Here is a 23,024-nt window from a genome sequence, read left to right on the forward strand (position 1 = left end):
CCCTTATTGGTTAGCCAATAAGGGCTTTTCTTTTTTTACAGCTCGGCATAATTAGAGGCAGGCCACCAGCGATAGCGGAGTCAACCTTCCGTAAACAAATCATGCGAATAACTACGTATAAGCATAAATTAATACATCATAGGAATGTATTACAGATCTATACCCATCGTAATTAATCGATTATCATTAGCTGGCTGCGTTCGCAGATCTCAGATTGAAGTTCCCTTCTGGTTCTCTCTCACTGAGTAGTACAAAACAATAAATAAAGAGAGTCTCTCATGACAACAAATACAACAACCCACACGATCCGTTTAATTGAACAAAAAGATAATGCAGGTATTGCTGCCGTTATTCGTGAAGTTTCAGCAGAGCATGGTTTAACCGCCGATAAAGGCTTTGCAGTTGCGGATCCTATTTTAGATACACTGTATGAAGTTTATAGCAAACCCCGCAGTGCATACTGGGTGGTTGAGATGGACGGTAAAATTGTCGGTGGTGGTGGTATATCACAACTGGCCGGTGGTGATAATGAAACTGCCGAACTACAAAAAATGTACCTATCCTCTGTACTAAGAGGCAAGGGAGTGGCAAAGCAGATTGTATTAATGTCATTAGAGTTTGCTAAAGCACAAGGCTATACACGCTGTTATCTTGAAACAACAGCAGACTTACAAGCCGCTATTAAACTGTATGAGAAATTAGGCTTTGAGTTTATTGATGAGCCACTTGGAAATACAGGCCACAGCGATTGTGAAATTCGGATGTTAAAAGCGTTATAATCGCCGTCTCTATAAGGATAGCCAAATACGCTATCCTTATTTGTCTTATCGCTTAACGCTTTTTCGATAATAAGTTTTTTATTATTCCACATTTATGCCGAGAATCTATTTCATCGCTGTGATCTTGTAAAATAACCAGCTCTCGCTCTAAATGAGTGAGTTTCTCAATATTCTTTCGAACATTCAGTAAATGAGTATTGATCACGGCTTCAACTAATTGGCAATCATCACTATTATTATCAACCAAATCTAATAATGTTTTTATTTCACGATGAGACATATTAAGACTACGGCAATTCTTTATAAACCTGAGTCGTTGAATATGCTTTTCACTATAGCTTCGATAGTTATTGTCATTTCTATTAGGAGGAATAATCAATCCCTCTTTTTCATAGAAACGAATCGTCTCTCTTGGAATATTAAATAGTTTTGATACTTCACCTATTTTCATTATTTACCACCTAAAAACAGATACAGATCATTTTAAGTTTTTTTCATGTTAATCCTTACCACCATTGCAAGGTCAAGAAAAAAACAATTTTATTTATTTTGTTTATTCAATACCTTATTAGATGTGAGTTTTCATTTTCTGTTGCGACTGTTTTAGGTATAGAATTTGCCCATAAGCGTATTCTATACCTACGTTTATAAAAGATATTGATTAATAAGATGTATGATATCTTAGCATCGTTTCTTTCCTATATTTGCCAGGCGTCACTTTTAGCTTTCGTTTAAAGGCTCTTGTTAGCCCTTGTTGACCATCAAAGCCATACCTGAAAGCGATATCAATAATCTTATCGTTGGTTTCTTTCAAATCCGTGGAGACTCTTAGTAACCTCCTGATTAACAGATACTGTCCTAAACTTACACCAACCGTATTTTTAAAAACACGTTGAAAATACCACTTTGAATAGCCTGCACGGTTAGAGATTTCTTCTATTTGTAATGGCTTATCCACATTCATATCGATCCACAAAAGAATATCTTGTATTACATTTTCTCTAATGGTGTGATGGCTCATTACTCACCTCCTGACTAAAACAAATAGCGTTATTGATAAAATGTCACATGACCTCTAAGTTGATTTTCGCCACTTGCTCCAATAATTTTATAGTGACTTGCTCCTCGTTTTTTAGCCATCTCCTGTGCCTGTTTTTCGATTGATGACAAACTCGCATCACCAATAAAAGTCATTGAAAACAAAATTTTTTTATCAGGTTCTTCTGAAGCGTTGGTTTCCGTGATGTGAGGTAATACAGGTTGAGTATTCGACGTATCACTTGATGCTAAGCTTTGATAACTTAATAAACTTAAAGCCAATAAAAATGTTATTTTCTTCATCATTAATCCTTATTTCTCTATGTATTTAAATTAATGACAATCATTAAAAACCTTAAAGTAGATACAAGGTCAATAGTTTATTTTAACTTTACATAGCAGACTTTTCTTTAATCATTAAAACCCAATATCAGAATTGATTTAATTAACAATAAATTCATCTTTATCACTAAATCAACCTTTATCGTATTTAAAAGTTGACCTTACAACTACTGTAACCTTTACCCTGCCAAAACATTTTTTATTTAACGTTAAAGCTAACAACGAGATCAATAATTAGGTAAGGTTTATGATAAAAATGAAAATCGGAATATATGCTGCATTTATTGTAGCGATGAGTATAAGCGACCTAGCTATCGCACAAGAGACAAATAATGATAATAAATCAGCAGCCGCGAATTCTGCTATGCTGCCTAAAGTTCCTGTCGCGGAAGTTATTCAACGACACATTATCCCTTCTGCTGAATTTACTGGTTATCTCGCCTCCCCAAAAACCGTTGATGTTCGCCCCCGCGTTGGCGGACGTATTAATTCAGTCGACATACCTGAAGGACAACGGGTTAAAAAAGGAGATTTACTCTTTCAAATCGACCCCCAACCTTTTCAAATAGCGCTACTTGAAGCGGAGGGGAAATTAAGCCAAGCAGAGGCTTTAGCCGCGCAAGCCAATCGAAATTACCAACGCCTTAAAGGGTTGATTAATAAAGGCGCGGTTTCCCGTAAAGATTATGACGACGCACTTGCTATACTCACCGCAAATAACGCACAAGTGAAATCAGCCAAAGCCGCTGTAGCATCCGCTAAATTAAATTTATCCTATACCAAAATTCACTCGCCCATTGCAGGTCGAGTTGATAGAGCGTTAATAACGGAAGGCAATTTAGTGACTGGTGGCGAGACAAATGAAGCCACTCGCTTAACGACGGTAGTGTCCATTGATCCAATATATGCTTATTTTGATATTGATGAAGCTACTTTCCATAAATTAACAGATTTATATTCATCGTCGATAAAAAATACCGATGTATCCTTGCCTCCCGTGACCATAACGTTACCAAATAACAAGAGCACACCCTATATTGGCAATCTTAATTTTATTGGTAACCAAATCGAACGAACGACCGGCACGGTGAAAGTTAGAGCAGTTATCGATAATAAAGATGGCAAGCTGATCCCCGGTGCATTTATTCGTGCACAACTGCCTATTGGAGAAAAAAGTCCTTCTATTTTAATTGATGACCAAGCCATAGGTTCTAATCAAGGCCAAAACTATGTCTTAGTTCTCGATAAAAATAATAAAGCAGAATACCGCCCTGTCGAATTAGGTGCCATGGTTGATGGTCTCAGAGTCATTAATCACGGTTTAGTTGCGGGTGAGAAAATTATTATTAAAGGTTTGGTCAGACCGGGGATGGAAGTCGCACCTGTAGCTATGCAGTCCACACCAGCAGCAGAAACAACACCATCAACGACAAATAACAAACAGACCACAGCCAATAAAGTTGAGGAGAAACAATAATGAAGTTTCCCCATTTCTTTATACAGCGCCCTATTTTCGCTATGGTGCTATCAATATTTATATTAATAGCGGGGATATTAAGTTTCTATAAACTGCCGCTTAGCGAATATCCGTCGGTAACGCCACCGACAGTTCAAGTTATTGCGAGTTATCCTGGGGCAACACCCAAAGTGATTGCGGATACGGTGGCTTCTCCCATCGAGCAAGCGGTCAATGGCGTCGAAGGCATGCTCTATATGAGTTCGCAGATGTCAACTGATGGAAAAATGGTCCTCACCATCTCTTTTAGGCAAGATGTGGATCCTGATATCGCTCAGATCCAAGTGCAAAACTTAGTATCACGGGTTATCCCTCGCTTACCTCAAGAAGTACAGCAAATTGGTGTCACCACAGAAAAAACATCTCCTGATGTGTTAATGGTTGTTCATATGTATTCGCCGAATAATGTTTACGACCCTCTGTTTGTGTCTAACTATGCGTTACTGAATGTACGTGATGAAATCGCAAGGTTACCCGGTGTTTCAGTGCGTTAGTGTGGGGAGAAGGTGAATATGCGATGCGAGCATGGATTGATCCAACCAAAATAGCCGCCTTAGGATTAACTGCAAATGATATTGTTGCGGCTATCCAAGAACAAAATGTCCAAGTCGCCACAGGTTCTATTGGACAACAACCCAATTCAACATCATCGTTTCAAATCAGTATAAATGCACTCGGTCGACTCACAACTGAGGAGCAATTCGGTAATATTATTATTCATTCCGGAAAAGATGGGCAGGCAACTTATTTAAGAGATGTCGCTAGATTGGAGCTAGGCGCTGATAATTATTCACTTCGTAGCTTACTAAATGGGCAAAATGCCGTCGGACTACAAATTGTCATGAGTCCGGGCGCGAATGCATTAGAAGTCGCCGAATCCGTCAGAGAAACCATGGCCCGTTTGCAAACTAACTTTATCGACGGAATCGATTACAAAATTGCCTATGATCCCACCATATTTGTGAGCGCATCTTTAAAGTCTGTTGCCATCACGCTGCTTGAAGCAACTGTATTAGTGGTACTGGTTGTGGTTTTATTTTTACAAAGCTGGCGTGCCTCTATTATTCCATTGGTGGCAGTACCAGTATCTTTAATTGGTACATTTGCCTTTATGTATCTCTTTGGTTTTTCACTCAATACGTTATCGTTATTTGGTTTAGTTATTTCCATAGGAATCGTTGTCGATGACGCAATTGTCGTGGTTGAAAACGTTGAAAGGCACATCTCGGATGGCTTAACCCCAAAAGAAGCTGCATTTAAGGCAATGGATGAAGTTACGGGGCCAATACTGGCTATTACCTCAGTTCTCGCCGCTGTTTTTATCCCCACCGCATTTTTATCTGGTTTACAAGGGGAGTTTTATCGTCAATTTTCACTCACCATCGTCATTTCAACCATTATTTCAGCGATTAACTCACTGACGTTATCTCCCGCCCTTAGTGCAATTTTACTCAAACCACAGGGTAAAAACGTAAAAGCAGACTGGCTGACTCGCGTTATCAACGTAATATTTAGCCGCCTTTTTGCAAAATTTAATGTCTTCTTTAATACCTTGTCTAACAAATACGTTCAGATAGTCCGACGTTGTATCCGAGGAAGTCTGATTATTTTTGTATTGTATCTGGGGTTTGTTGGACTAACCGCATTAGGTTTTAAAGTGGTTCCTAATGGTTTTGTTCCCGCACAAGATAAATACTATTTAATCGGGGTTGCTCAATTACCTCCGGGTTCCTCTCTTGATCGTACCGAAGAGGTCGTCAAAGAGATGTCACGTCTTGCTCTCATGGAGCCTGGCGTTGAAAACGTAGTCGCATTCCCAGGACTCTCTGTGAATGGGCCTGTTAATTTACCTAACTCGGCCCTCATGTTTGCTATGCTCAAACCTTTTGATGAACGCACGGATCCCTCCCTCTCTGCGAACGCCATTGCAGATCGTTTGATGAAAAAATTCAGCCAAATACCCGATGGATTTGTAGGCATATTTCCACCTCCCCCTGTTCCGGGATTAGGTTCAATGGGCGGCTTTAAGGTGCAAATTGAAGATAGGGCGGATCTAGGTTTTGAGGCTTTAGCACAAGTGCAAGAGCAAGTTCTCATGAAAGCGATGCAAACACCTGAATTAACAGGGATGATGGCAAGTTTTCAAACTAATTCTCCACAAATCGATGTGGATATTGATCGGGAAAAAGCGAAATCTCAAGGCGTAACACTTACCGATATCTTTGATGCCTTACAAATCAATTTAGGTTCTCTCTACGTCAATGATTTCAATCGTTTTGGCCGCACTTATCGGGTTATTGTTCAAGCGGATACACCATTTAGAATGGATCCAAAGGATATTGAACTGATCAACGTTCGCAACCAACATGGAGAGATGATCCCACTCAGTGCATTAGTCACTATTACGCGTACCAATGGTCCAGATCGCGTGATCCACTATAATGGCTATCCTTCAGTTGATATCACTGGCAATGCAGCCCCAGGTTATACCTCTGGCCAAGCAACTGACGCAATGGAAAAAATCTTACGTGAAACATTACCAGAAGGAATGGATTTTGAATGGACGGATTTAACCTACCAAGAACAATTAGCGGGTAACTCTGCACTCTATATTTTCCCATTAGCGGTGCTATTTGCATTCTTAATACTCGCTGCTCAATACAACAGCTGGTCGTTACCGTTCTCTGTATTATTAATCGCCCCAATGGCGCTGCTTTCAGCTATGACGGGAGTCTGGTTACTGGGTGGTGATAATAATATTTTCACGCAAATTGCCTTTATTGTGCTGGTAGGCCTTGCGGCGAAAAATGCTATTTTGATTGTTGAGTTCGCAATAGCCCAAGAGAAACAAGAAAAAGATCCGCTAACGGCCGTCTTGGAAGCGTCACACCTTCGATTACGCCCTATTTTAATGACATCCTTTGCCTTTATTGCAGGAGTTATTCCACTGGTCTTAGCGACTGGAGCAGGTTCTGAAATGCGGCAAGCAGTGGGGATCGCCGTCTTCTTTGGCATGTTAGGCGTCACTTTCTTCGGCTTACTATTAACGCCTGTATTTTATATGGCGATACGAAAACTAACGTCTAAAAAATCAGCCTAACAAACTCTTTATCGCTAATAAATGGTTCACTAAACAGGGATAGTTTAGTGAACCACTTTTTCAACACAAAAAAACATCTATAAAACAATAGAGTACAAATAATCATTATCAATCTATACAATAATTCAAAATAATTCTTGACCTTCCCCTTAAGGTAAACGTTAGTCTTTACGTAATGAAGAAATCCAAGAGGGTAAGTCCATGACAACGAATATATCTCACTCTTCCGTTAATAGGCTGAGTTTACCAGTAGAAGGCATGACCTGTGCATCCTGTGTTGGTCGTGTTGAAAAAGCATTAAACGCTGTCACGAATATTGAAACGGCAACCGTGAATTTAACAACTGAGCGTGCAGACATCACGTTCAAAGGCCAAGCTGATCCGGCTGCGGCTGTTCGTGCAATAGAGAGTTCAGGTTATAAAGTCCGTGAAGAGACAACTGAATTAGCGATTGAAGAGATGACCTGTGCATCTTGTGTTGGTCGCGTTGAGAAAGCATTATCACAAATCCCCGGCGTTATTGAAGCGACTGTTAACTTGGCAACAGAACGCGCCCGCATTCGCCATTTCTCCGGCGCTGTCACTATCGATGATCTCGAAGCCGCGATAGTGCAAGCTGGTTATAAACCTCGTCGTCTGTCAGAAACAACGACTAATGCGAATGATCAAGCCAATGAACGTCGTGAGAATGAAGAGCGTTCGCTACGGCGTGCATTATTTACTGCTGCAATATTCACATTGCCAGTATTTATTATTGAAATGGGTTCACACTTTATTCTAGGTATTCATCATTGGGTATCGGAGAACCTTGGACAACAACTCAATTGGTATATCCAATTTGTCTTCGCGACCATTGTACTATTCGGCCCTGGTTTACGGTTTTTCCAAAAAGGGGTTCCGGCACTATTACGTGCAGCGCCTGATATGAACTCACTTGTCGCTGTCGGTACAGCCGCTGCCTATGGCTATTCTGTGGTGGCCACCTTTATACCACAGGTGCTGCCTGTCGGGACGGCGAATGTATACTTTGAAGCGGCCGTCGTTATTGTGACCTTAATTCTGCTCGGTCGTACATTAGAAGCCCGCGCAAAAGGCAAAACCTCCCAAGCCATCAAACGTCTTGTTGGGCTACAAGCTAAAACGGCCCGTGTAGAACGTGATGGGAAAATGATTGAGATCCCGCTGGATCAGGTCATGACAAATGATATCGTTTTTGTGCGCCCAGGCGAGAAAATCCCTGTTGATGGTGAAGTCATTGAAGGGGCTTCTTATGTTGATGAAAGCATGATCACCGGTGAACCTGTACCTGTATCCAAAGAAATAGGCTCTGAGGTTGTTGGGGGCACCATCAATAAAACAGGCGCCTTTAGTTTCCGAGTGACTAAAATTGGTTCGAACACCGTATTAGCTCAGATCATTCGTTTAGTAGAAGAAGCGCAAGGCTCAAAACTACCTATTCAAGCATTAGTTGATAAGGTGACGATGTGGTTTGTTCCTGCGGTGATGACAGGCGCGGTGATCACCTTCTTCATTTGGCTTATTTTTGGTCCAGATCCAGCACTAACCTTTGCACTGATTAATGCTGTTGCTGTTTTAATTATCGCATGTCCATGTGCGATGGGGCTGGCAACACCAACCTCAATTATGGTCGGTACTGGACGAGCTGCTGAATTAGGTGTTCTATTTCGCAAAGGTGAAGCCTTACAAGCGCTGCGTGATGTAACAGTCGTCGCTCTTGATAAAACCGGAACATTAACGAAAGGTCGTCCAGAACTCACTGACCTGATCCCAGCTGACGGCTTTGAATATGATGAGGTTTTGTCCTTAGTTGCTGCCATCGAAACGCGCTCTGAACATCCGATAGCTGAAGCGATTGTGACTGCTGCAAACGACAAAGGTCTTGCACTGGCGGCTATAGAAGAGTTTGAAGCCGTTCCAGGATTTGGTATCTCGGCAAAAGTCAGTGGTCGTGCCATCTCTGTTGGTGCCGATCGCTTTATGAAACAGCTTGGATTGGATGTGAGTCACTTCCAGCAATCTGCGCAACGCCTAGGTGAACAAGGAAAAAGTCCACTCTACGCGGCTATTGATGGACGGTTAGCAGCAATTATCGCCGTTGCTGACCCAATTAAAGAAACAACGCCAGAAGCTATCAATGCATTACACGCTTTAGGGTTAAGAGTAGCAATGATCACCGGTGATAATGCTGCGACAGCCGCTGCTATCGCTAAACAGCTTGGCATTGATGAAGTGGCAGCGGAAGTCTTGCCAGATGGTAAGGTTGCAGCTTTAAAACAGTTTCGTCGTAATCACAATAAAGTCGCGTTTGTTGGCGATGGAATTAACGATGCACCTGCACTTGCCGAAGCCGATGTTGGATTAGCAATCGGTACAGGAACAGATGTCGCTATTGAAGCTGCGGATGTTGTATTGATGTCTGGGGATCTACGTGGTGTTGTCGATGCAATTGCATTAAGCCAAGCAACTATCCGCAACATCAAACAGAACCTGTTTTGGGCCTTTGCTTACAATGCGCTATTGATCCCTGTGGCAGCAGGCTTGCTCTATCCAATTAACGGTACCCTGCTTTCACCTATTCTGGCTGCGGCAGCAATGGCACTTTCCAGTGTCTTCGTATTGGGTAATGCCTTACGCCTAAAACGCTTTCAAGCACCAATGAAAGATAGCGCCACTCAATAAATCATTTTAATAGCCAGACTGTATTAAGTCTGGCTATATCCGTAAAAAGGAGATCACGATGACGCTCACACCACAACCGCCAATTCTGATTTATACCACACCAACGTGCCCTGACTGCAAATTGCTCAAAGAGTGGTTGGTGAAAGAACAACTCTCATTTGAAGAGCGCGACCTGACAGACCCGCAAATAATGGCAGAAGCCAAAGCTCGAACGGGTGTACGCGTCGCACCGATTACCCTCATTGGTGAGCATATCTTTTATGGCACTTTTTCATCGCAAAAACCGAGCATTATGGCGATTCTTAAACAAGCGACAACAAAGAACTAGCTATTTTATTTCTTAAAGTATCCGATTGTTGAGGAGATAAAATAATGAATATTGGTCAAGCAGCCAAACTTTCTGGTATCTCAGCAAAAATGATCCGTTATTACGAACAGACGGGCTTGCTCCCCAAAGCAAAGCGCACAACCGCAGGGTATCGCTATTACAACCAATTGGACGTTAATAGCCTGAATCTTATTCGCCGTGCGCGTTCGCTAGGTTTCTCAACCGAGCAGATTTCAGTTTTATTGTGCCTATGGCGCAATAGAGAGCGTGCTAGCGCCGATGTTAAAAATATGGCACTAACACACCTTTCTGAATTAAAAAGAAAGATTCATGAGCTGCAAGGTATCGCAAATACGCTTGAAGCTCTCACTCGACACTGCCATGGTAATGATGATCCTGATTGCCCGATTATTGAAAATTTAGTTAATTCACATGAATACCTTGAAACCCAAGAGGTCAAAAAGGGGCTGTTTGGCAATTTTCCCGCGCATTCAGTAAAAACTGATTGACCTTCCAATAGGGTAAAGCTTTATATTTATCATAATGTTAATCATAGGAGTTAGAAAAATGATAAGTCTTACAATACCGAAAATGGCATGTGGCGGCTGCGCTAAATCAATCACAAAAATCATTTTGGATATTGATGACAATGCGCAAGTGGACGCCGATCCCTCAACAAAAAAAGTGCAGATCACCAGCAATATGGAAGAAAGTATTTTCCGTACAGCCCTCAGTACGGCGGGATATCCAGCAGATCCAGAATAATCAGTGATAAGAGCAGATATCAGGCGAATAAATGTGTAGTCGACGTTCTACTAAGACATTTATCGACGATACCTTCTTTAATGGCCCTTTCACGCCTACTACGTTAACGATTTTAGTGACTGTTGATAGCAAAATGCCTGCTTTTGTTGATTTTACAAGAGCAGGCACATAGGGAGTTGAATCTTAGCTTATTGAATTAGTGGATTCGATCACCTTCGTCGTCATCACCTTCTTCATCATCATATTCAGCATCAGGATCTTCGAAATAAGTTCCCCAGCCGTCATAGTTGATTCCGAGTTTTTCAGCCAATTTCATCAGTTGTTCAACTTGAGCATCTATCAGCTCTGCGTTTAATGCACTCTCACTAATCACATCACAGCACATCAGCGTCACACCGTTTTCAACTTCCAACTCTTCCGCATCAGTGACTTCATAACCTAATTTAAAAGCTTCTACGGCTGCTTTTTCTAATAATTCAAAATTATCAGCAGAGAAATGGTGTTCAATTGCATACAATGCATCAGGATCACTGCCATCTTCCAGTAATTCTTCTATAATTAGACGAGTTTCTTCGTATTGAGCCTCTAATTCAGCTTTATCCACCATATCCACACCTCTTTTTTCATTATCGCTAGTCTCTGGGCCATTCTCCCATAGGGCTGCCAGTGACACCATACCTGAATGAATAATTTCTTTTCTTACAGGGGTTGATTTTGAATTTTTATGAATATAAATTGAATATTAATTCAATCACAAAAGGCTGCATTTTATGAACCCCTTCTATAAAAAGCATTTTCTTAGGTTACTTGATTTTACACCCAACGAAATTCATTCATTATTAAAACTATCAGCTTGGTTAAAAGCACAAAAGAAAGCCGGACTCGAAACCCCACTGCTCACAGGCAAAAACATCGCCCTTATTTTTGAAAAAGATTCTACTCGTACACGCTGCGCCTTTGAAGTCGGTGCTTTTGACCAAGGTGCAAGAGTCACTTACTTAGGCCCTTCAGGTAGCCAAATTGGTCACAAAGAAACCATGAAAGATACCGCAAGGGTTTTAGGACGGATGTATGATGGGATCCAATATCGGGGTTTTAGTCAATCAACGGTTGAAACTTTAGCTGCGCATTCGGGAGTGCCTGTATGGAATGGATTAACAAATGAATTCCATCCCACACAGTTATTGGCCGACCTACTGACCATCCAAGAACATCAACCAAACAAACCTCTTTCAGAGATCAAATTTGCTTATTTAGGCGATGCTCGTAACAACATGGGAAATTCCATGTTAGAGGCTGCGGCGCTCACAGGCATGGATGTTCGTTTAGTCGCACCAAAAAGTTGTTGGCCAGAAGCAGAACTCGTTGAAATTTGTCAAAAAGCAGCGTTGAAAACAGGAGGAAAAATCACGCTCACTGAAAATGTTGCAGAAGGTGTTAAAGATGCTGATTTCCTGTATACCGATGTTTGGGTGTCAATGGGGGAAGCAAAAGCGGTTTGGGCCGAACGGATTCATTTGCTTAAACCGTATCAAGTGAATATGGATACGATTCAGTTAACCGGTAACCCTGATGTTAAATTCCTACATTGTTTACCCGCATTTCATAACGAAGATACAACGCTCGGCTCTCAACTTGCCCAAGAGTTTAATCTGTGGGGTGGACTGGAAGTCACTGAAGAGGTTTTTGAATCTCCATACAGTATTGTTTTCGATGAAGCGGAAAACCGCTTGCATACAATAAAAGCGGTAATGGTTGCAACATTAGCACCTGAATTACCGAGTGGTATCATTTAATTGTATAGATTAGGTCGGCACTTATTTGAAGCTGTATTCGAATCTGTATTTGAAGCTGTGGTGCCTACTAATAGGCATCGAGATAATAGGCGCCACAATATTGTACAGATTCGAACTCAACCTATAAGCGATACGGCCACTTAGGGTCTTTCGCCATTAGCCAGTCGCACATTTATCTTCTCTATGAGGTCAGGTAGATCAGCTAATGTATCAATAACATAGTGCGCACCTGCGGCAAATAACTTATTGGCGGCTTGCTGACGCAAATGCGCAACGTCATCGGCTGACATGCGTTGATATTCATCCCATGTTTTACCAAACTCATTCCCTGATAAAGCGAGGCCAACAAGCCCGTATTTCACCTGATATTGAAAATGTAGCATTCAGCTTAGGGGAGCGAGGTGCAACCATGATGCTGTATCCCCCTGGTTGGGCAACACTGCCTGTGTCAATTTTCAGTTTAACGGATAGAGGAAATATTGCCGATGGTGCCGCACTCACCATTGTGTTAGTCAGCGTGACGCTTTTGTTAATGGTCAAATTAGAGAGGATCGCTAAGCGACTTAGCCAATAATGAATAGCTCTCTGATTTTATTATTTTTATACAAAATAACAAAAAAGGAATATCAGCATACCAGTAAAAAAATTTATTTTTCTGTATGCAAACGCTTGCGTCGAGAGGAGACACGCGTATAATGCGCCACAATTTGCTGGGAGAAACCATGAACGCTGTTGCTCTATTTGTTTCAAAGAACACCTCCATTGCACTGCCTTCTGGCGGTCTGGACAGCCTGTTTTTCCCCTCCGTATTTCAAGAAAAGCCCCTCATTGAGGGGCTTTTTTTTGGCCTATCACCTAACACGTCTTGCTGACACAGGAGAACAACGATGCCGAACCCTTTATACCATCGCGATATAATTTCAATTAATGATTTAGATCGCGCCGATCTTGAGCTCGTGCTCAAGGTTGCCGCTTCTTTAAAACAACAACCACAACCTGAATTTCTAAAACATAAAGTTATCGCCAGTTGTTTCTTCGAGGCATCGACCCGTACGCGTTTATCCTTTGAAACAGCCATTCATCGCTTAGGGGCATCTGTTGTCGGATTTTCTGACAGTTCGAACACTTCGTTAGGTAAAAAAGGTGAAACGCTCGCCGATACTATTTCGGTCATTAGCCAATATGTGGATGCCATTGTGATGCGCCATCCACAAGAAGGTGCCGCACGTTTAGCTAGCCAATTTTCAGGCAATATTCCCGTTATCAATGCGGGTGATGGTTCAAATCAGCATCCAACACAAACGCTATTGGATTTATTTACTATTCAAGAAACACAAGGCCGCCTTGAAAACTTGCAAGTGGCCATGGTCGGTGACTTAAAATATGGCAGAACCGTGCATTCTCTCACGCAAGCGCTGTCTAAGTTCGAGGGCAATCATTTTTACTTCATCGCTCCGGAAGCCCTATCGATGCCTGTGCATATTCTTCACCTACTTGAAGAAAAAGGTTCTACATACAGCCTGCATAACAATATTGATGAAGTCTTGCCTGAACTCGATATTCTCTACATGACTCGAGTACAAAAAGAGCGTTTAGACCCTTCAGAATATGCCAATGTCAAAGCACAATTTGTACTGCGAGCAGCAGATCTGCATGTTGCAAAACCTAACTTGAAAGTATTACATCCATTACCGCGCATTGATGAAATCAGTGTCGATGTTGATAAAACACCTTATGCTTACTACTTCCAACAAGCAGGCAATGGCATATATGCAAGACAAGCCTTACTGTCACTGGTTTTAAATAAAGAATTGGCCATCTGAGGAGAAACCCATCATGACACACGACCATAAATTACAAGTTGAAGCGATAAGCTGCGGCACTGTCATCGACCACATTCCTGCTCAAATTGGTTTCAAATTGCTGAGCCTGTTTAAACTGACATTAACTGATGAACGAATTACTATCGGTTTAAATTTGCCTTCGAATAATTTAGGTAAAAAAGATTTAATCAAAATTGAAAATACTTTTTTAACGCCAGAGCAAGCCAACCAATTAGCGATGTATGCGCCAGAAGCAACCGTCAATCGTATTGAGGACTACCAAGTCGTAGAAAAGCTGGAGCTAAGATTACCGGAACATATCGACAATGTGCTGATTTGTCCAAACAGTAACTGCATTAGCCATAATGAGCCAGTCTCCAGCAGCTTTAGAGTGAAAAAAGTCGGCAAAGAAGTTGCATTAACCTGTAAATTCTGTGAAAAAGAGTTCGATAGAGACGCCGTGATCAATAATCAGTAAACAAGATAAACGTAGACTGCGACTTTGTATGTGAATAGCAAAGCTTTATACTATGTTTCATCTATCACGCTAATTTTATCTGCTTAAATGGAGTCATTATGTCATACGAAATCAGTACAGAAAATGCACCAGCAGCAATCGGCCCTTATGTACAAGGTGTTGACCTAGGCAGTATGGTTATCACTTCAGGTCAGATCCCTGTTGATCCAAAAACAGGGGAAGTTCCCGAAGATATCGCTGCACAAACTCGCCAATCACTGGCGAATGTTGCTGCTATCTTAGAAAAAGCGGGTCTTAGCGCTGCCAATATCGTGAAAACCACGGTCTTTGTGAAAGATTTAAACGATTTCGCAACCGTGAATGCAACTTACGAAGAGTTCTTCAAACAACATAATGCCCCTTTCCCTGCGCGCTCTTGTGTTGAAGTTGCCCGTTTACCGAAAGATGTAAAAATCGAGATCGAAGCGATCGCTGTGCGTAAGTAATAAATAACAGATAACACAAAGCGGGAAAAATGGCGTTTTTTCTGCTTTGTGTTATCACCTTTCACTTCCCCGAACTTATCCAAATAATCATGCGCTAACTCGCTATACGGACTATTTTTTATTCACTTTCCTGCCAACAATATATTTTTCAAAACATCTTGTTATTTTATTGCCATTCCGGCATATTTGAGCCGCATTTTTAGTCGCCAATTAGGCCCTATCACTCATCCGAACTAAGGGGGTTACCATGCGTAAAAATAATCTAAATACATTCAAAACATATTCTATTCATTCATAATTTAGAGAAGGTTTGCTTCTCTAAACAGGAGAAGTTAATGGTAACACTCGTTGGGTTGAATCAAGATAACTGGGAAGATTGTGCTGATTTACAAGTTTCAGAAGAACAAGCACAATTTATTGCTTCCAACTTATATTCAATTGCGGAAGTTCAATTTTTACCTCGGTTTATCGTTAAAGGTATTCAGCATCAAGATACATTAGTGGGGTTAGTCATGTATGGTATTGACCCCGATGATGGCAATTATTGGATTTATCGCTTTATGATAGACGAGAAGCACCAACGTCTCGGCTATGGTCGGCAAGCGATGCAGGTATTGATTGATGAAATAAAGTCATCAAATCAAGAGAAAATTCCAGCCATTATGATTGGCTATCATATTGATAACCTTGGTGCGCATCATTTTTACCAAAGTGTCGGCTTTGAATTTCAAGGTGTTGCAGACTGGGGTGAATACTTAGCAAAATTTGATTTGCTTAACTAATTCGCTATAACTCAATATAAAGGCCACATAAGTGGCCTTTTTTTGTTAGATAAATCCACCATGATCAACTTTTTCTCTACTCTTAATATCCTTTCTTTGCCCGTATTTGGTGCTATGACGACTGAAGTGGCGTGTTCGGTTTATTACCTCAATTAATCCACTCAACGTCATATAACTGCCCCGCAAGTTGGTTTTTTTGTCAGTATTTATGTCGTGGTTATCGCGATTTCCGGCCCTTTTATTACCTTATTACTAGGCGGTTTTAATCGGAAAACCATTTTATTAGCAATCAAGTTGCTATTTTGGATTTCTCATATGATTTATGCACTGACAGATCGCTATGATGTGATTTGACTGTTTCGTATTTTACCGGCGCTCACACAGGCCATCGTTTGCTGCCACGATCAATTTCATAATAGGTTTTTATTTTTGTTATCTCGGCTTTTGATATTCATACAATTTATTTTTTTCCTTGTTGTGGATCAAGTTTAGTGTAGCTAAAAAAGAGCAATAACCTATATATTGTGCTTTAATTGCATCAACACATACTACATATAGTATTTATTCACAGTTTTATCCACAAGACAGCCACTCCTGCTACTGCGGCATTATCTGACGGTTTGATATTGTGGATAACTCAATAAGGAGCATTTCAGTGAAAACGGTTGTGATTAAACGAGACGGTTGCCAAGTCAATTTTGACGCCCAAAGAATTCAAGAGGCCATAAAGCGTGCATCTACGGCTGTGAATATTCAAGATAATGACTACTGTCTTCACGTTGCAACTGCTGTCACAGAGCAACTCGGCCATCGTGAAAAAGTAGACATTCGCGAGATCCAAGATGCCGTAGAGAATCAGCTCATGTCCGGCCCTTATAAAAACCTAGCGCGCGCTTACATTGAATATCGTCATGATAGAGATAGTGCACGTGAAAAACGTAGCCAGCTCACCCATGATATCCGAGGCCTTATTGAGCAAAGCAATGTTTCACTGCTAAACGAAAATGCCAACAAAGACAGTAAAGTGATCCCTACTCAACGTGATTTACTCGCTGGTATTGTGGCAAAACACTATGCTAAACAGTATATTTTGCCTCGAGATGTTGTCATTGCTCATGAACGAGGCGAAATCCACTATCATGATCTGGATTACGCGCCCTTTTTCCCTATGTTTAACTGTATGCTTATCGACCTTGAAGGCATGCTAACCAATGGGTTTAAAATGGGCAATGCAGAAATTGAGCCACCAAAGTCTATTTCAACAGCAACTGCCGTGACTGCACAAATTATTGCTCAAGTAGCTAGCCACATTTATGGCGGTACGACTATCAATCGTATTGACGAAATACTGGCACCCTATGTACATATCAGCTATGAAAAACACCTTAAAACAGCGGAAGCTTGGGGGATCAGTGATGCTCAGCGCTATGCTGAATGCCAAACAGAAAAAGAATGCTATGACGCATTCCAATCCCTTGAATATGAGGTTAATACATTACATACCGCAAATGGACAAACGCCTTTCGTCACCTTTGGCTTTGGCCTTGGCACCTCAACAGAAGCACGTTTGATCCAGCAATCTATTTTAAAAAACCGTATTGCTGGCTTAGGTAAAAACCGTAAAACCGCGGTGTTCCCTAAACTGGTGTTTGCGATTAAAAAAGGATTGAACCACCAATTTGGGGATCCTAACTATGATATCAAACAGTTAGCTTTGGAATGCGCCAGTAAACGTATGTATCCAGACATTCTGAACTATGACCAAGTCGTTAATGTCACTGGTTCCTTTAAAACCCCAATGGGCTGCCGTAGCTTCTTAGGCGTTTATGAAGAAAATGGGCAACAAATTCATGATGGTCGCAATAATTTAGGTGTGATCAGCCTTAACTTACCGCGCATTGCGATTGAAGCTCAAGGTAATGAAGATGCCTTCTGGCAATTACTAGAAGAGCGTTTGTTCATCGCCAAAAAAGCACTCATGACACGTATTGCACGCCTAGAAAATGTGAAAGCACGTGTTGCACCGATTCTGTATATGGAAGGCGCGTGTGGTGTGAGACTCAAAGCCGATGATAGTGTTGCCGAGATATTTAAAAATGGCCGTGCCTCCATTTCATTAGGTTATATTGGACTGCATGAAACCATCAATGCGCTCTTCGGCGCTCAAGAACATGTTTATGACAATGCCCAATTAAGAGAAAAGGCCATCGCTATTGTTAGTCGATTACGCCAAGCAACAGACGAATGGAAGACGGAGACTGGTTATGGCTTTAGCTTGTATAGCACACCAAGTGAAAACCTGTGTGACCGTTTTTGCCGCCTTGATACCGCTGAATTTGGTGTGATTCCCCATGTGACAGACAAAGGTTACTACACTAATAGTTTTCATCTTGATGTTGAAAAACGTGTTAACCCTTACGACAAAATCGACTTTGAACAACCTTACCCTTCACTCGCCAATGGTGGTTTCATCTGTTATGGAGAATATCCTAACTTACAACACAACCTGAAAGCCCTTGAAGACGTTTGGGATTATAGCTATGAACATGTTCCTTATTATGGAACAAACACACCAATTGATGAATGTTATGAGTGTGGCTTTACGGGTGAATTTAGCTGCACTAGCAAGGGTTTTGTTTGCCCACGTTGTGGTAATCACGACACCAACCGCGTTTCAGTCATCCGCCGTGTCTGTGGTTACCTAGGAAGCCCTGATGCTCGCCCATTTAACGCGGGTAAACAAGAAGAAGTCAAACGACGCATCAAACATTTAGGCAATGGGCAGCTAGGTTAAGACTATGCATTATCATCAATATTACCCTGTTGATGTCGTCAATGGCCCTGGAACCCGATGTACACTGTTTGTCTCTGGCTGTGTGCATCAATGTCGTGGATGCTACAACCAAAGTACATGGCGTCTCGACTCTGGCATCCCGTTTACCCAAGCAATGGAAGATCGGATCATACAGGATTTACAGGATACACGAATCCGTCGGCAGGGGTTGTCTCTCTCCGGCGGAGATCCCTTGCACCCTGCTAACCTCGCGGCTATTTTTCAATTAGTTCATCGTGTCAAAACAGTTTGCCCTGATAAAGATATTTGGCTATGGACAGGTTATCAGCTTGCAGAATTGACACCAGAGCAACAGAAAGTGGTTAGTCTGATTAACGTACTGGTCGATGGGAAATTTGTTCAAGAGTTGTATGATCCCGCTCTACTTTGGCGAGGAAGCAGTAATCAAGTTATTCACACTTTACGTTAATGCTCTCGTGACCAATGCAGTTTGCGACCAAAACCTAATTTATTATTGACCATTTTGACTTCCTGTAAATCTAAGCGCCATACAGGGAGTTTTGCGGTCAACGCCACAGGAAAGCGGCGACAGTAAAATTGGCGAGCTTGCGGTAATAACGTTTCATCCAAGGCTATCACATCGCCAATAAATTGGATCCCTTGGATTTGGCTGACAACTTTTGTTTGTGCGGAAACTGTGCCTGCAATGCGAGGATTGGCTCGCATAAGTTGACCATGACGCGAATCGGGATCGGTCATAAAAAATAAACTCATTTGGTTAGCATCAAATGCATAGTAACAAGTGGCTGGCCAGATATCATGCTCGTGATACGTAAAGAAAGAAAAAACGTGCTGGCGGGAAAGATAACGTTGGATATGTTGTAATGCCTGTTGGTCATTCATCGCAAAAACTCACATTGTCCGTTCAGAACACGCTCTTTGAATATCGTTTGTCTATCGCTGAGCGTGCTTAAGCTGTTCTGAACGTTTGGTATTGTATTTGCTAGGTACTATAAATTATTTATAGATTGCAGCAACACCATTCATTGAGTTTTCACCGCCTGCGGAAATAACACGGAATGAACTTGCACCAGCTTCTTCAGCTTTTTTGGCTAACTTTTCAGTTAGGTCATTAACGCTAACAGCACCTGTTACAGAAACATAACCAGCAGCGGGTTGGCTAGAGTGTTGAACTTCTTCAGCAGCCATTGAGCCAAATGAAATAGCACTTAAAGCCAAAGTTGCAGCGACTAGTGTTGATTTTTTCATAATGTGTTCCTCATTGTATATTCAATTATTATCAGGGCGTTTTATCGTCCCCCTGTGATATGGATCATATTATGCACTTTAAATCGTAATGAAAATTAGCTAATTTTGCTGTTATCATTCAAAAAATTTGAATCAAAACCAATCTTTAGGTTACAAATTTATGACTTTAATGTGTCATTTTTTATATATAATTTAATAAGTTATATTTCCACTGATCAGCGAGATTTTTAGTTTATACCCAAATTATTTCCCCTTAAATTTCAGCACAGAAAGGCAAAAATAAGGCGCTAGGATCTAATGACCACACAGAAAAATTGGTATATTTACCTAATAAGAGAGAAAAATAACAGATTGTATTGTGGGATTACAACAGACATTCAACGCCGTTTTACTCAGCATCAAGAAGGAAAAGGTGCAAAAGCATTGAAAGGAAAAATGCCACTGACTCTTGTTTTTCATTGTTTAGTGGGGGATCGCTCAGCAGCATCAAAATTGGAATTTCAGGTCAAAAAACTCAGTAAAAAGGCAAAAGAAAGGCTGATCCTTGATCAGCCAGACAATATTATAAATTACTTAGTGAATCACAGTGCATCAAAATGAGCAGAATAAGTCACGCGCCCTGTATGATCACTTAAGGTGCCATTTTCTAATCCACAAATCATAAAATGGTCTTGTAACTCAGGCCATTGGCTTACAATATTGTGCTGTGATGCGGGTTCAAAACCAAAACGACGATAATAGTTGCTATCCCCTACCACCACCACAGCACCGTAACCAAACTCATTTAAGCTATCGAGACCTTCGTAAATCAATTGGCTACCAATACCTTGGTTTTGATATTGTTGACTGACAGCAATAGGCGCAAGGCCAACCCATTGCACATCTTCATTATTGACATCTACAGGCGTAAAACCTACATAACCAATCACTTCGCCGTCATCATTGGTTGCAACAACACCTAATGTTAATAAACCGTCTTCACGTAGTTTATGCACTAATTCTGCTTCAGCTTGCGTGGGGAATGTCTCACGCAATAATTTATCGATGCCTATTGCATCAACCGGTATTTCAACTCGAATTAACATGGGGATGCCACCGAGTTTTTATGCTCAGTGTCCTCGTCTTGTTGAGCGGTTTTGATAAAATCCGCCAGCTGTAACAATGTAAAACGCAATGGTGTTGGCATATTCTCTAATTCAAAAGCATCCATCAGGTTTTTCACGTACAAGCCTAATTCTGTATCGCCTTCAATCACTAAGCGGCGTTGGAAAAACAACGTATCGGGATCCTCTTTACGAGCCGCGATAAGGATCAGGTCATTCGCTTTACCACTTACGCTAACATCGGCTTGTTCCTGAGCACTCGCGACTAACACACCATTTTGTAAGCTAATAAACCAGACTAAGTTAAGGTCACTGACTTCAACTCTTAGCCATTTACCCTCAAGGAAATCCAGCTCACCTTCTTTGACCGATTCACGGAATTGCCAGCTAAGTAGCTGCTCAAGCACCTGACGCTGCACAGCAAATGGGGTCACTTTTAAAGGAAACTTCAGTAGTGAAGGCCCTTTTAAGATAAGTTGAGAACGAATTTTTCCTAACACAGCTCTGACTCCCTATATCAATTGACTGCCTATTAAATACAACACAGCACCCGCTATGGCTTATGGCTAGCAAATCAGTGTGATAACAGACATATATATCGACATACTCAATAATAGAATATTCATATAATGCCAAAGAAAATAAGCACTCATTTGATCCTATATCAAGGTTTGCTCTTCTCGCCAGTATTTATTTTTTATTCTGCCAGAAATATCATGAATACTCTGTCTACTCGCCTATTTGCCAGTAAATCCACCTAACTAAAACGCATCAGTTTTTTGATATTGGAGTGTTAACATCAAAATAACGATGCAAATTCAACAGGTAAACAACCAATTCACTGCCTTAAATCAAAATCTGTCTCTACCGAGTTGACTAGAATGCTAAGTTGTCGAAATTTTACACTGGAATAGACACCATGGAATTACTCTGCCCTGCGGGCAACCTACCAGCTCTCAAAGCGGCTGTCGATAATGGTGCCGATGCGGTTTATATCGGCTTGAAAAATGATACCAACGCACGCCATTTTGCAGGCCTGAATTTTACTGAAAAAAAATTACGTGAAGCAGAACGCTATATACATAATCACAAGCGCAAACTGCATATTGCAATTAATACCTTTGCTCATCCCGATGGTTTTCAACGCTGGAGAGACTCTGTCGACCTTGCTGCATCTTTGGGCGCAGATGCATTAATTCTTGCTGATTTAGCAATGCTTGAATATGCCGCGAATAAGTATCCACATATTGAGCGACATGTGTCTGTGCAAGCTTCAGCGACAAATACCGAAGCGATTCGCTTTTATGCACGTAATTTTGATGTTCATCGTATCGTATTGCCGCGCGTTCTCTCTATCCATCAAGTCAAGCAACTCGCCAAAACTAGCCCTGTTCCCTTAGAAGTCTTTGCTTTTGGTAGCCTATGCATCATGGCAGAAGGACGCTGTTATCTCTCATCTTATCTCACCGGCGAATCCCCCAATACGGTTGGTGCTTGCTCGCCTGCACGATTTGTTCGTTGGCAGCAAACGCCACAAGGCATGGAATCACGTTTAAATGAAGTCCTGATAGACCGCTATCAAGGCAATGAAAATGCTGGTTATCCGACACTATGCAAAGGACGCTATTTGGTTGATGACCATCAATACCATGTACTGGAGGAGCCTACCAGCCTTAACACCATAGAACTACTGCCAGATTTGATGGCCGCAAATATTGCATCGGTCAAAATTGAAGGTCGCCAACGCAGCCCAGCCTATGTGACCGACGTCACTCGTATCTGGCGCAAAGCCATCGACAAATACAATGCAAATCCGAAACAATTTATTGCGGACCCACAATGGTTGAAAGTTTTGGGAGAACTGTCTGAAGGTAGCCAAACAACCCTTGGCGCTTACCATCGTAAATGGCAATAATAAGGAATACG

General features: G+C 41.4%; 23 protein-coding genes and 3 pseudogenes. 17 read left to right on the forward strand and 9 right to left on the reverse strand.

Features of this window, described 5'->3' with window-relative positions; genetic code table 11:
• Window positions 1-278 precede the first annotated feature (278 nt).
• Entirely contained in the window at window positions 279-779 is a 501-nt protein-coding gene (locus tag G3341_RS17510) for a GNAT family N-acetyltransferase (protein WP_004915956.1), read from the forward strand.
• 52 nt (window positions 780-831) lie between these two features.
• Here G3341_RS17510 and G3341_RS17515 read toward each other — a convergent pair whose 3' ends face one another.
• The 3 genes from G3341_RS17515 to G3341_RS17525 all read right to left on the reverse strand — a co-directional run bounded on the left by G3341_RS17515 (window position 832) and on the right by G3341_RS17525 (window position 2,120).
• Window positions 832-1,230, reverse strand: a complete 399-nt coding sequence (locus G3341_RS17515) for a MerR family transcriptional regulator (protein ID WP_154624856.1) — start codon at window positions 1,228-1,230, stop codon at window positions 832-834.
• Between the two features lie 210 nt (window positions 1,231-1,440).
• Window positions 1,441-1,800 (reverse strand): helix-turn-helix domain-containing protein, encoded by a 360-nt coding sequence (locus tag G3341_RS17520; protein WP_154624855.1) that lies wholly within the window; start codon window positions 1,798-1,800, stop codon window positions 1,441-1,443.
• A gap of 29 nt (window positions 1,801-1,829) precedes the next feature.
• Window positions 1,830-2,120 carry a DUF1471 domain-containing protein gene (locus G3341_RS17525; RefSeq protein WP_244316449.1) on the reverse strand — a complete coding sequence of 97 codons (291 nt, stop codon included), beginning with the start codon at window positions 2,118-2,120 and terminating at the stop codon, window positions 1,830-1,832.
• A 286-nt stretch (window positions 2,121-2,406) separates the two neighbouring features.
• Between G3341_RS17525 and G3341_RS17530 the strand changes: the two genes are divergently transcribed.
• The 6 genes and pseudogenes from G3341_RS17530 to G3341_RS17555 all read left to right on the forward strand — a co-directional run bounded on the left by G3341_RS17530 (window position 2,407) and on the right by G3341_RS17555 (window position 10,568).
• The gene (locus tag G3341_RS17530; RefSeq protein WP_244316450.1) at window positions 2,407-3,636 is read left to right on the forward strand and encodes an efflux RND transporter periplasmic adaptor subunit; all 1,230 of its coding nucleotides are present in this window, start codon (window positions 2,407-2,409) and stop codon (window positions 3,634-3,636) included.
• Window positions 3,636-6,775, forward strand: a pseudogene (locus G3341_RS17535) (efflux RND transporter permease subunit). The gene G3341_RS17530 and the pseudogene G3341_RS17535 overlap by 1 nt, the downstream one beginning before the upstream one ends.
• Before the next feature lie 201 nt (window positions 6,776-6,976).
• Entirely contained in the window at window positions 6,977-9,475 is a 2,499-nt protein-coding gene (locus G3341_RS17540) for a heavy metal translocating P-type ATPase (RefSeq protein ID WP_163863171.1), read from the forward strand.
• Window positions 9,476-9,533: 58 nt separating this feature from the next.
• Complete coding sequence (locus G3341_RS17545) at window positions 9,534-9,803, forward strand: glutaredoxin family protein (RefSeq protein ID WP_163863173.1); 270 nt, start codon at window positions 9,534-9,536, stop codon at window positions 9,801-9,803.
• 44 nt (window positions 9,804-9,847) lie between these two features.
• A complete protein-coding gene (gene cueR, locus G3341_RS17550; protein ID WP_154624849.1) occupies window positions 9,848-10,312 on the forward strand; it encodes a Cu(I)-responsive transcriptional regulator in 465 nt (154 codons plus the stop codon).
• Window positions 10,313-10,370: 58 nt separating this feature from the next.
• Window positions 10,371-10,568, forward strand: coding sequence for a heavy-metal-associated domain-containing protein (locus G3341_RS17555; RefSeq protein WP_163863176.1), 198 nt, complete (start codon window positions 10,371-10,373; stop codon window positions 10,566-10,568).
• Window positions 10,569-10,764: 196 nt separating this feature from the next.
• Here G3341_RS17555 and rraB read toward each other — a convergent pair whose 3' ends face one another.
• Window positions 10,765-11,175 carry a ribonuclease E inhibitor RraB gene (gene rraB, locus G3341_RS17560; protein ID WP_195848196.1) on the reverse strand — a complete coding sequence of 137 codons (411 nt, stop codon included), beginning with the start codon at window positions 11,173-11,175 and terminating at the stop codon, window positions 10,765-10,767.
• Between the two features lie 163 nt (window positions 11,176-11,338).
• On the opposite strand from rraB, the gene argF reads away from it, so the two are divergent.
• Window positions 11,339-12,364 carry an ornithine carbamoyltransferase gene (gene argF / locus G3341_RS17565; RefSeq protein WP_163863178.1) on the forward strand — a complete coding sequence of 342 codons (1,026 nt, stop codon included), beginning with the start codon at window positions 11,339-11,341 and terminating at the stop codon, window positions 12,362-12,364.
• Window positions 12,365-12,504: 140 nt separating this feature from the next.
• On the opposite strand, the pseudogene G3341_RS17570 reads toward argF, so the two are convergent.
• Window positions 12,505-12,711: pseudogene (locus tag G3341_RS17570) on the reverse strand (HAD-IA family hydrolase); the annotation flags it as partial.
• Between the two features lie 38 nt (window positions 12,712-12,749).
• Here G3341_RS17570 and G3341_RS17575 point away from each other — a divergent pair.
• The 7 genes and pseudogenes from G3341_RS17575 to nrdG form a co-directional block, all read left to right on the forward strand.
• A pseudogene (locus G3341_RS17575) lies at window positions 12,750-12,938 on the forward strand (phosphonate ABC transporter permease); the annotation flags it as partial.
• A 313-nt stretch (window positions 12,939-13,251) separates the two neighbouring features.
• Complete coding sequence (gene pyrB, locus G3341_RS17580) at window positions 13,252-14,187, forward strand: aspartate carbamoyltransferase (protein ID WP_154624845.1); 936 nt, start codon at window positions 13,252-13,254, stop codon at window positions 14,185-14,187.
• A gap of 13 nt (window positions 14,188-14,200) precedes the next feature.
• Complete coding sequence (gene pyrI / locus G3341_RS17585) at window positions 14,201-14,665, forward strand: aspartate carbamoyltransferase regulatory subunit (protein WP_154624844.1); 465 nt, start codon at window positions 14,201-14,203, stop codon at window positions 14,663-14,665.
• Between the two features lie 98 nt (window positions 14,666-14,763).
• On the forward strand, window positions 14,764-15,150 hold the full coding sequence (ridA, locus tag G3341_RS17590) for a 2-iminobutanoate/2-iminopropanoate deaminase (protein WP_004915899.1): 387 nt from the start codon (window positions 14,764-14,766) through the stop codon (window positions 15,148-15,150).
• Window positions 15,151-15,485: 335 nt separating this feature from the next.
• Window positions 15,486-15,932 (forward strand): GNAT family N-acetyltransferase, encoded by a 447-nt coding sequence (locus G3341_RS17595; RefSeq protein WP_154624843.1) that lies wholly within the window; start codon window positions 15,486-15,488, stop codon window positions 15,930-15,932.
• Window positions 15,933-16,587: 655 nt separating this feature from the next.
• Window positions 16,588-18,726, forward strand: coding sequence for an anaerobic ribonucleoside-triphosphate reductase (gene nrdD / locus G3341_RS17600; RefSeq protein WP_163863180.1), 2,139 nt, complete (start codon window positions 16,588-16,590; stop codon window positions 18,724-18,726).
• 4 nt (window positions 18,727-18,730) lie between these two features.
• Entirely contained in the window at window positions 18,731-19,195 is a 465-nt protein-coding gene (gene nrdG / locus G3341_RS17605) for an anaerobic ribonucleoside-triphosphate reductase-activating protein (protein WP_163863182.1), read from the forward strand.
• Here the strand turns inward: nrdG and G3341_RS17610 are convergent.
• Window positions 19,192-19,629 (reverse strand): YhbP family protein, encoded by a 438-nt coding sequence (locus G3341_RS17610; protein WP_163863184.1) that lies wholly within the window; start codon window positions 19,627-19,629, stop codon window positions 19,192-19,194. The two genes, nrdG and G3341_RS17610, sit on opposite strands and share 4 nt — an antisense overlap.
• Window positions 19,630-19,743: 114 nt before the next feature.
• Complete coding sequence (locus G3341_RS17615) at window positions 19,744-19,995, reverse strand: DUF1471 domain-containing protein (RefSeq protein ID WP_154624840.1); 252 nt, start codon at window positions 19,993-19,995, stop codon at window positions 19,744-19,746.
• Between the two features lie 297 nt (window positions 19,996-20,292).
• Between G3341_RS17615 and G3341_RS17620 the strand changes: the two genes are divergently transcribed.
• Window positions 20,293-20,595 (forward strand): GIY-YIG nuclease family protein, encoded by a 303-nt coding sequence (locus G3341_RS17620; RefSeq protein WP_154622828.1) that lies wholly within the window; start codon window positions 20,293-20,295, stop codon window positions 20,593-20,595.
• Here the strand turns inward: G3341_RS17620 and G3341_RS17625 are convergent.
• The gene (locus tag G3341_RS17625) at window positions 20,577-21,080 is read right to left on the reverse strand and encodes a GNAT family N-acetyltransferase (protein ID WP_154622829.1); all 504 of its coding nucleotides are present in this window, start codon (window positions 21,078-21,080) and stop codon (window positions 20,577-20,579) included. The two genes, G3341_RS17620 and G3341_RS17625, sit on opposite strands and share 19 nt — an antisense overlap.
• Complete coding sequence (gene ubiT, locus G3341_RS17630; protein ID WP_163863186.1) at window positions 21,074-21,598, reverse strand: ubiquinone anaerobic biosynthesis accessory factor UbiT; 525 nt, start codon at window positions 21,596-21,598, stop codon at window positions 21,074-21,076. The genes G3341_RS17625 and ubiT overlap by 7 nt, the downstream gene beginning before the upstream one ends.
• A gap of 419 nt (window positions 21,599-22,017) precedes the next feature.
• Between ubiT and ubiU the strand changes: the two genes are divergently transcribed.
• Window positions 22,018-23,013: a ubiquinone anaerobic biosynthesis protein UbiU gene (gene ubiU, locus G3341_RS17635; RefSeq protein ID WP_154622830.1), complete on the forward strand. Its 996-nt coding sequence runs from the start codon at window positions 22,018-22,020 to the stop codon at window positions 23,011-23,013.
• Window positions 23,014-23,024 lie beyond the last annotated feature (11 nt).

The organism is Providencia vermicola (genome assembly GCF_010748935.1).
In the GTDB taxonomy this organism is placed as follows: domain Bacteria; phylum Pseudomonadota; class Gammaproteobacteria; order Enterobacterales; family Enterobacteriaceae; genus Providencia; species Providencia zhejiangensis.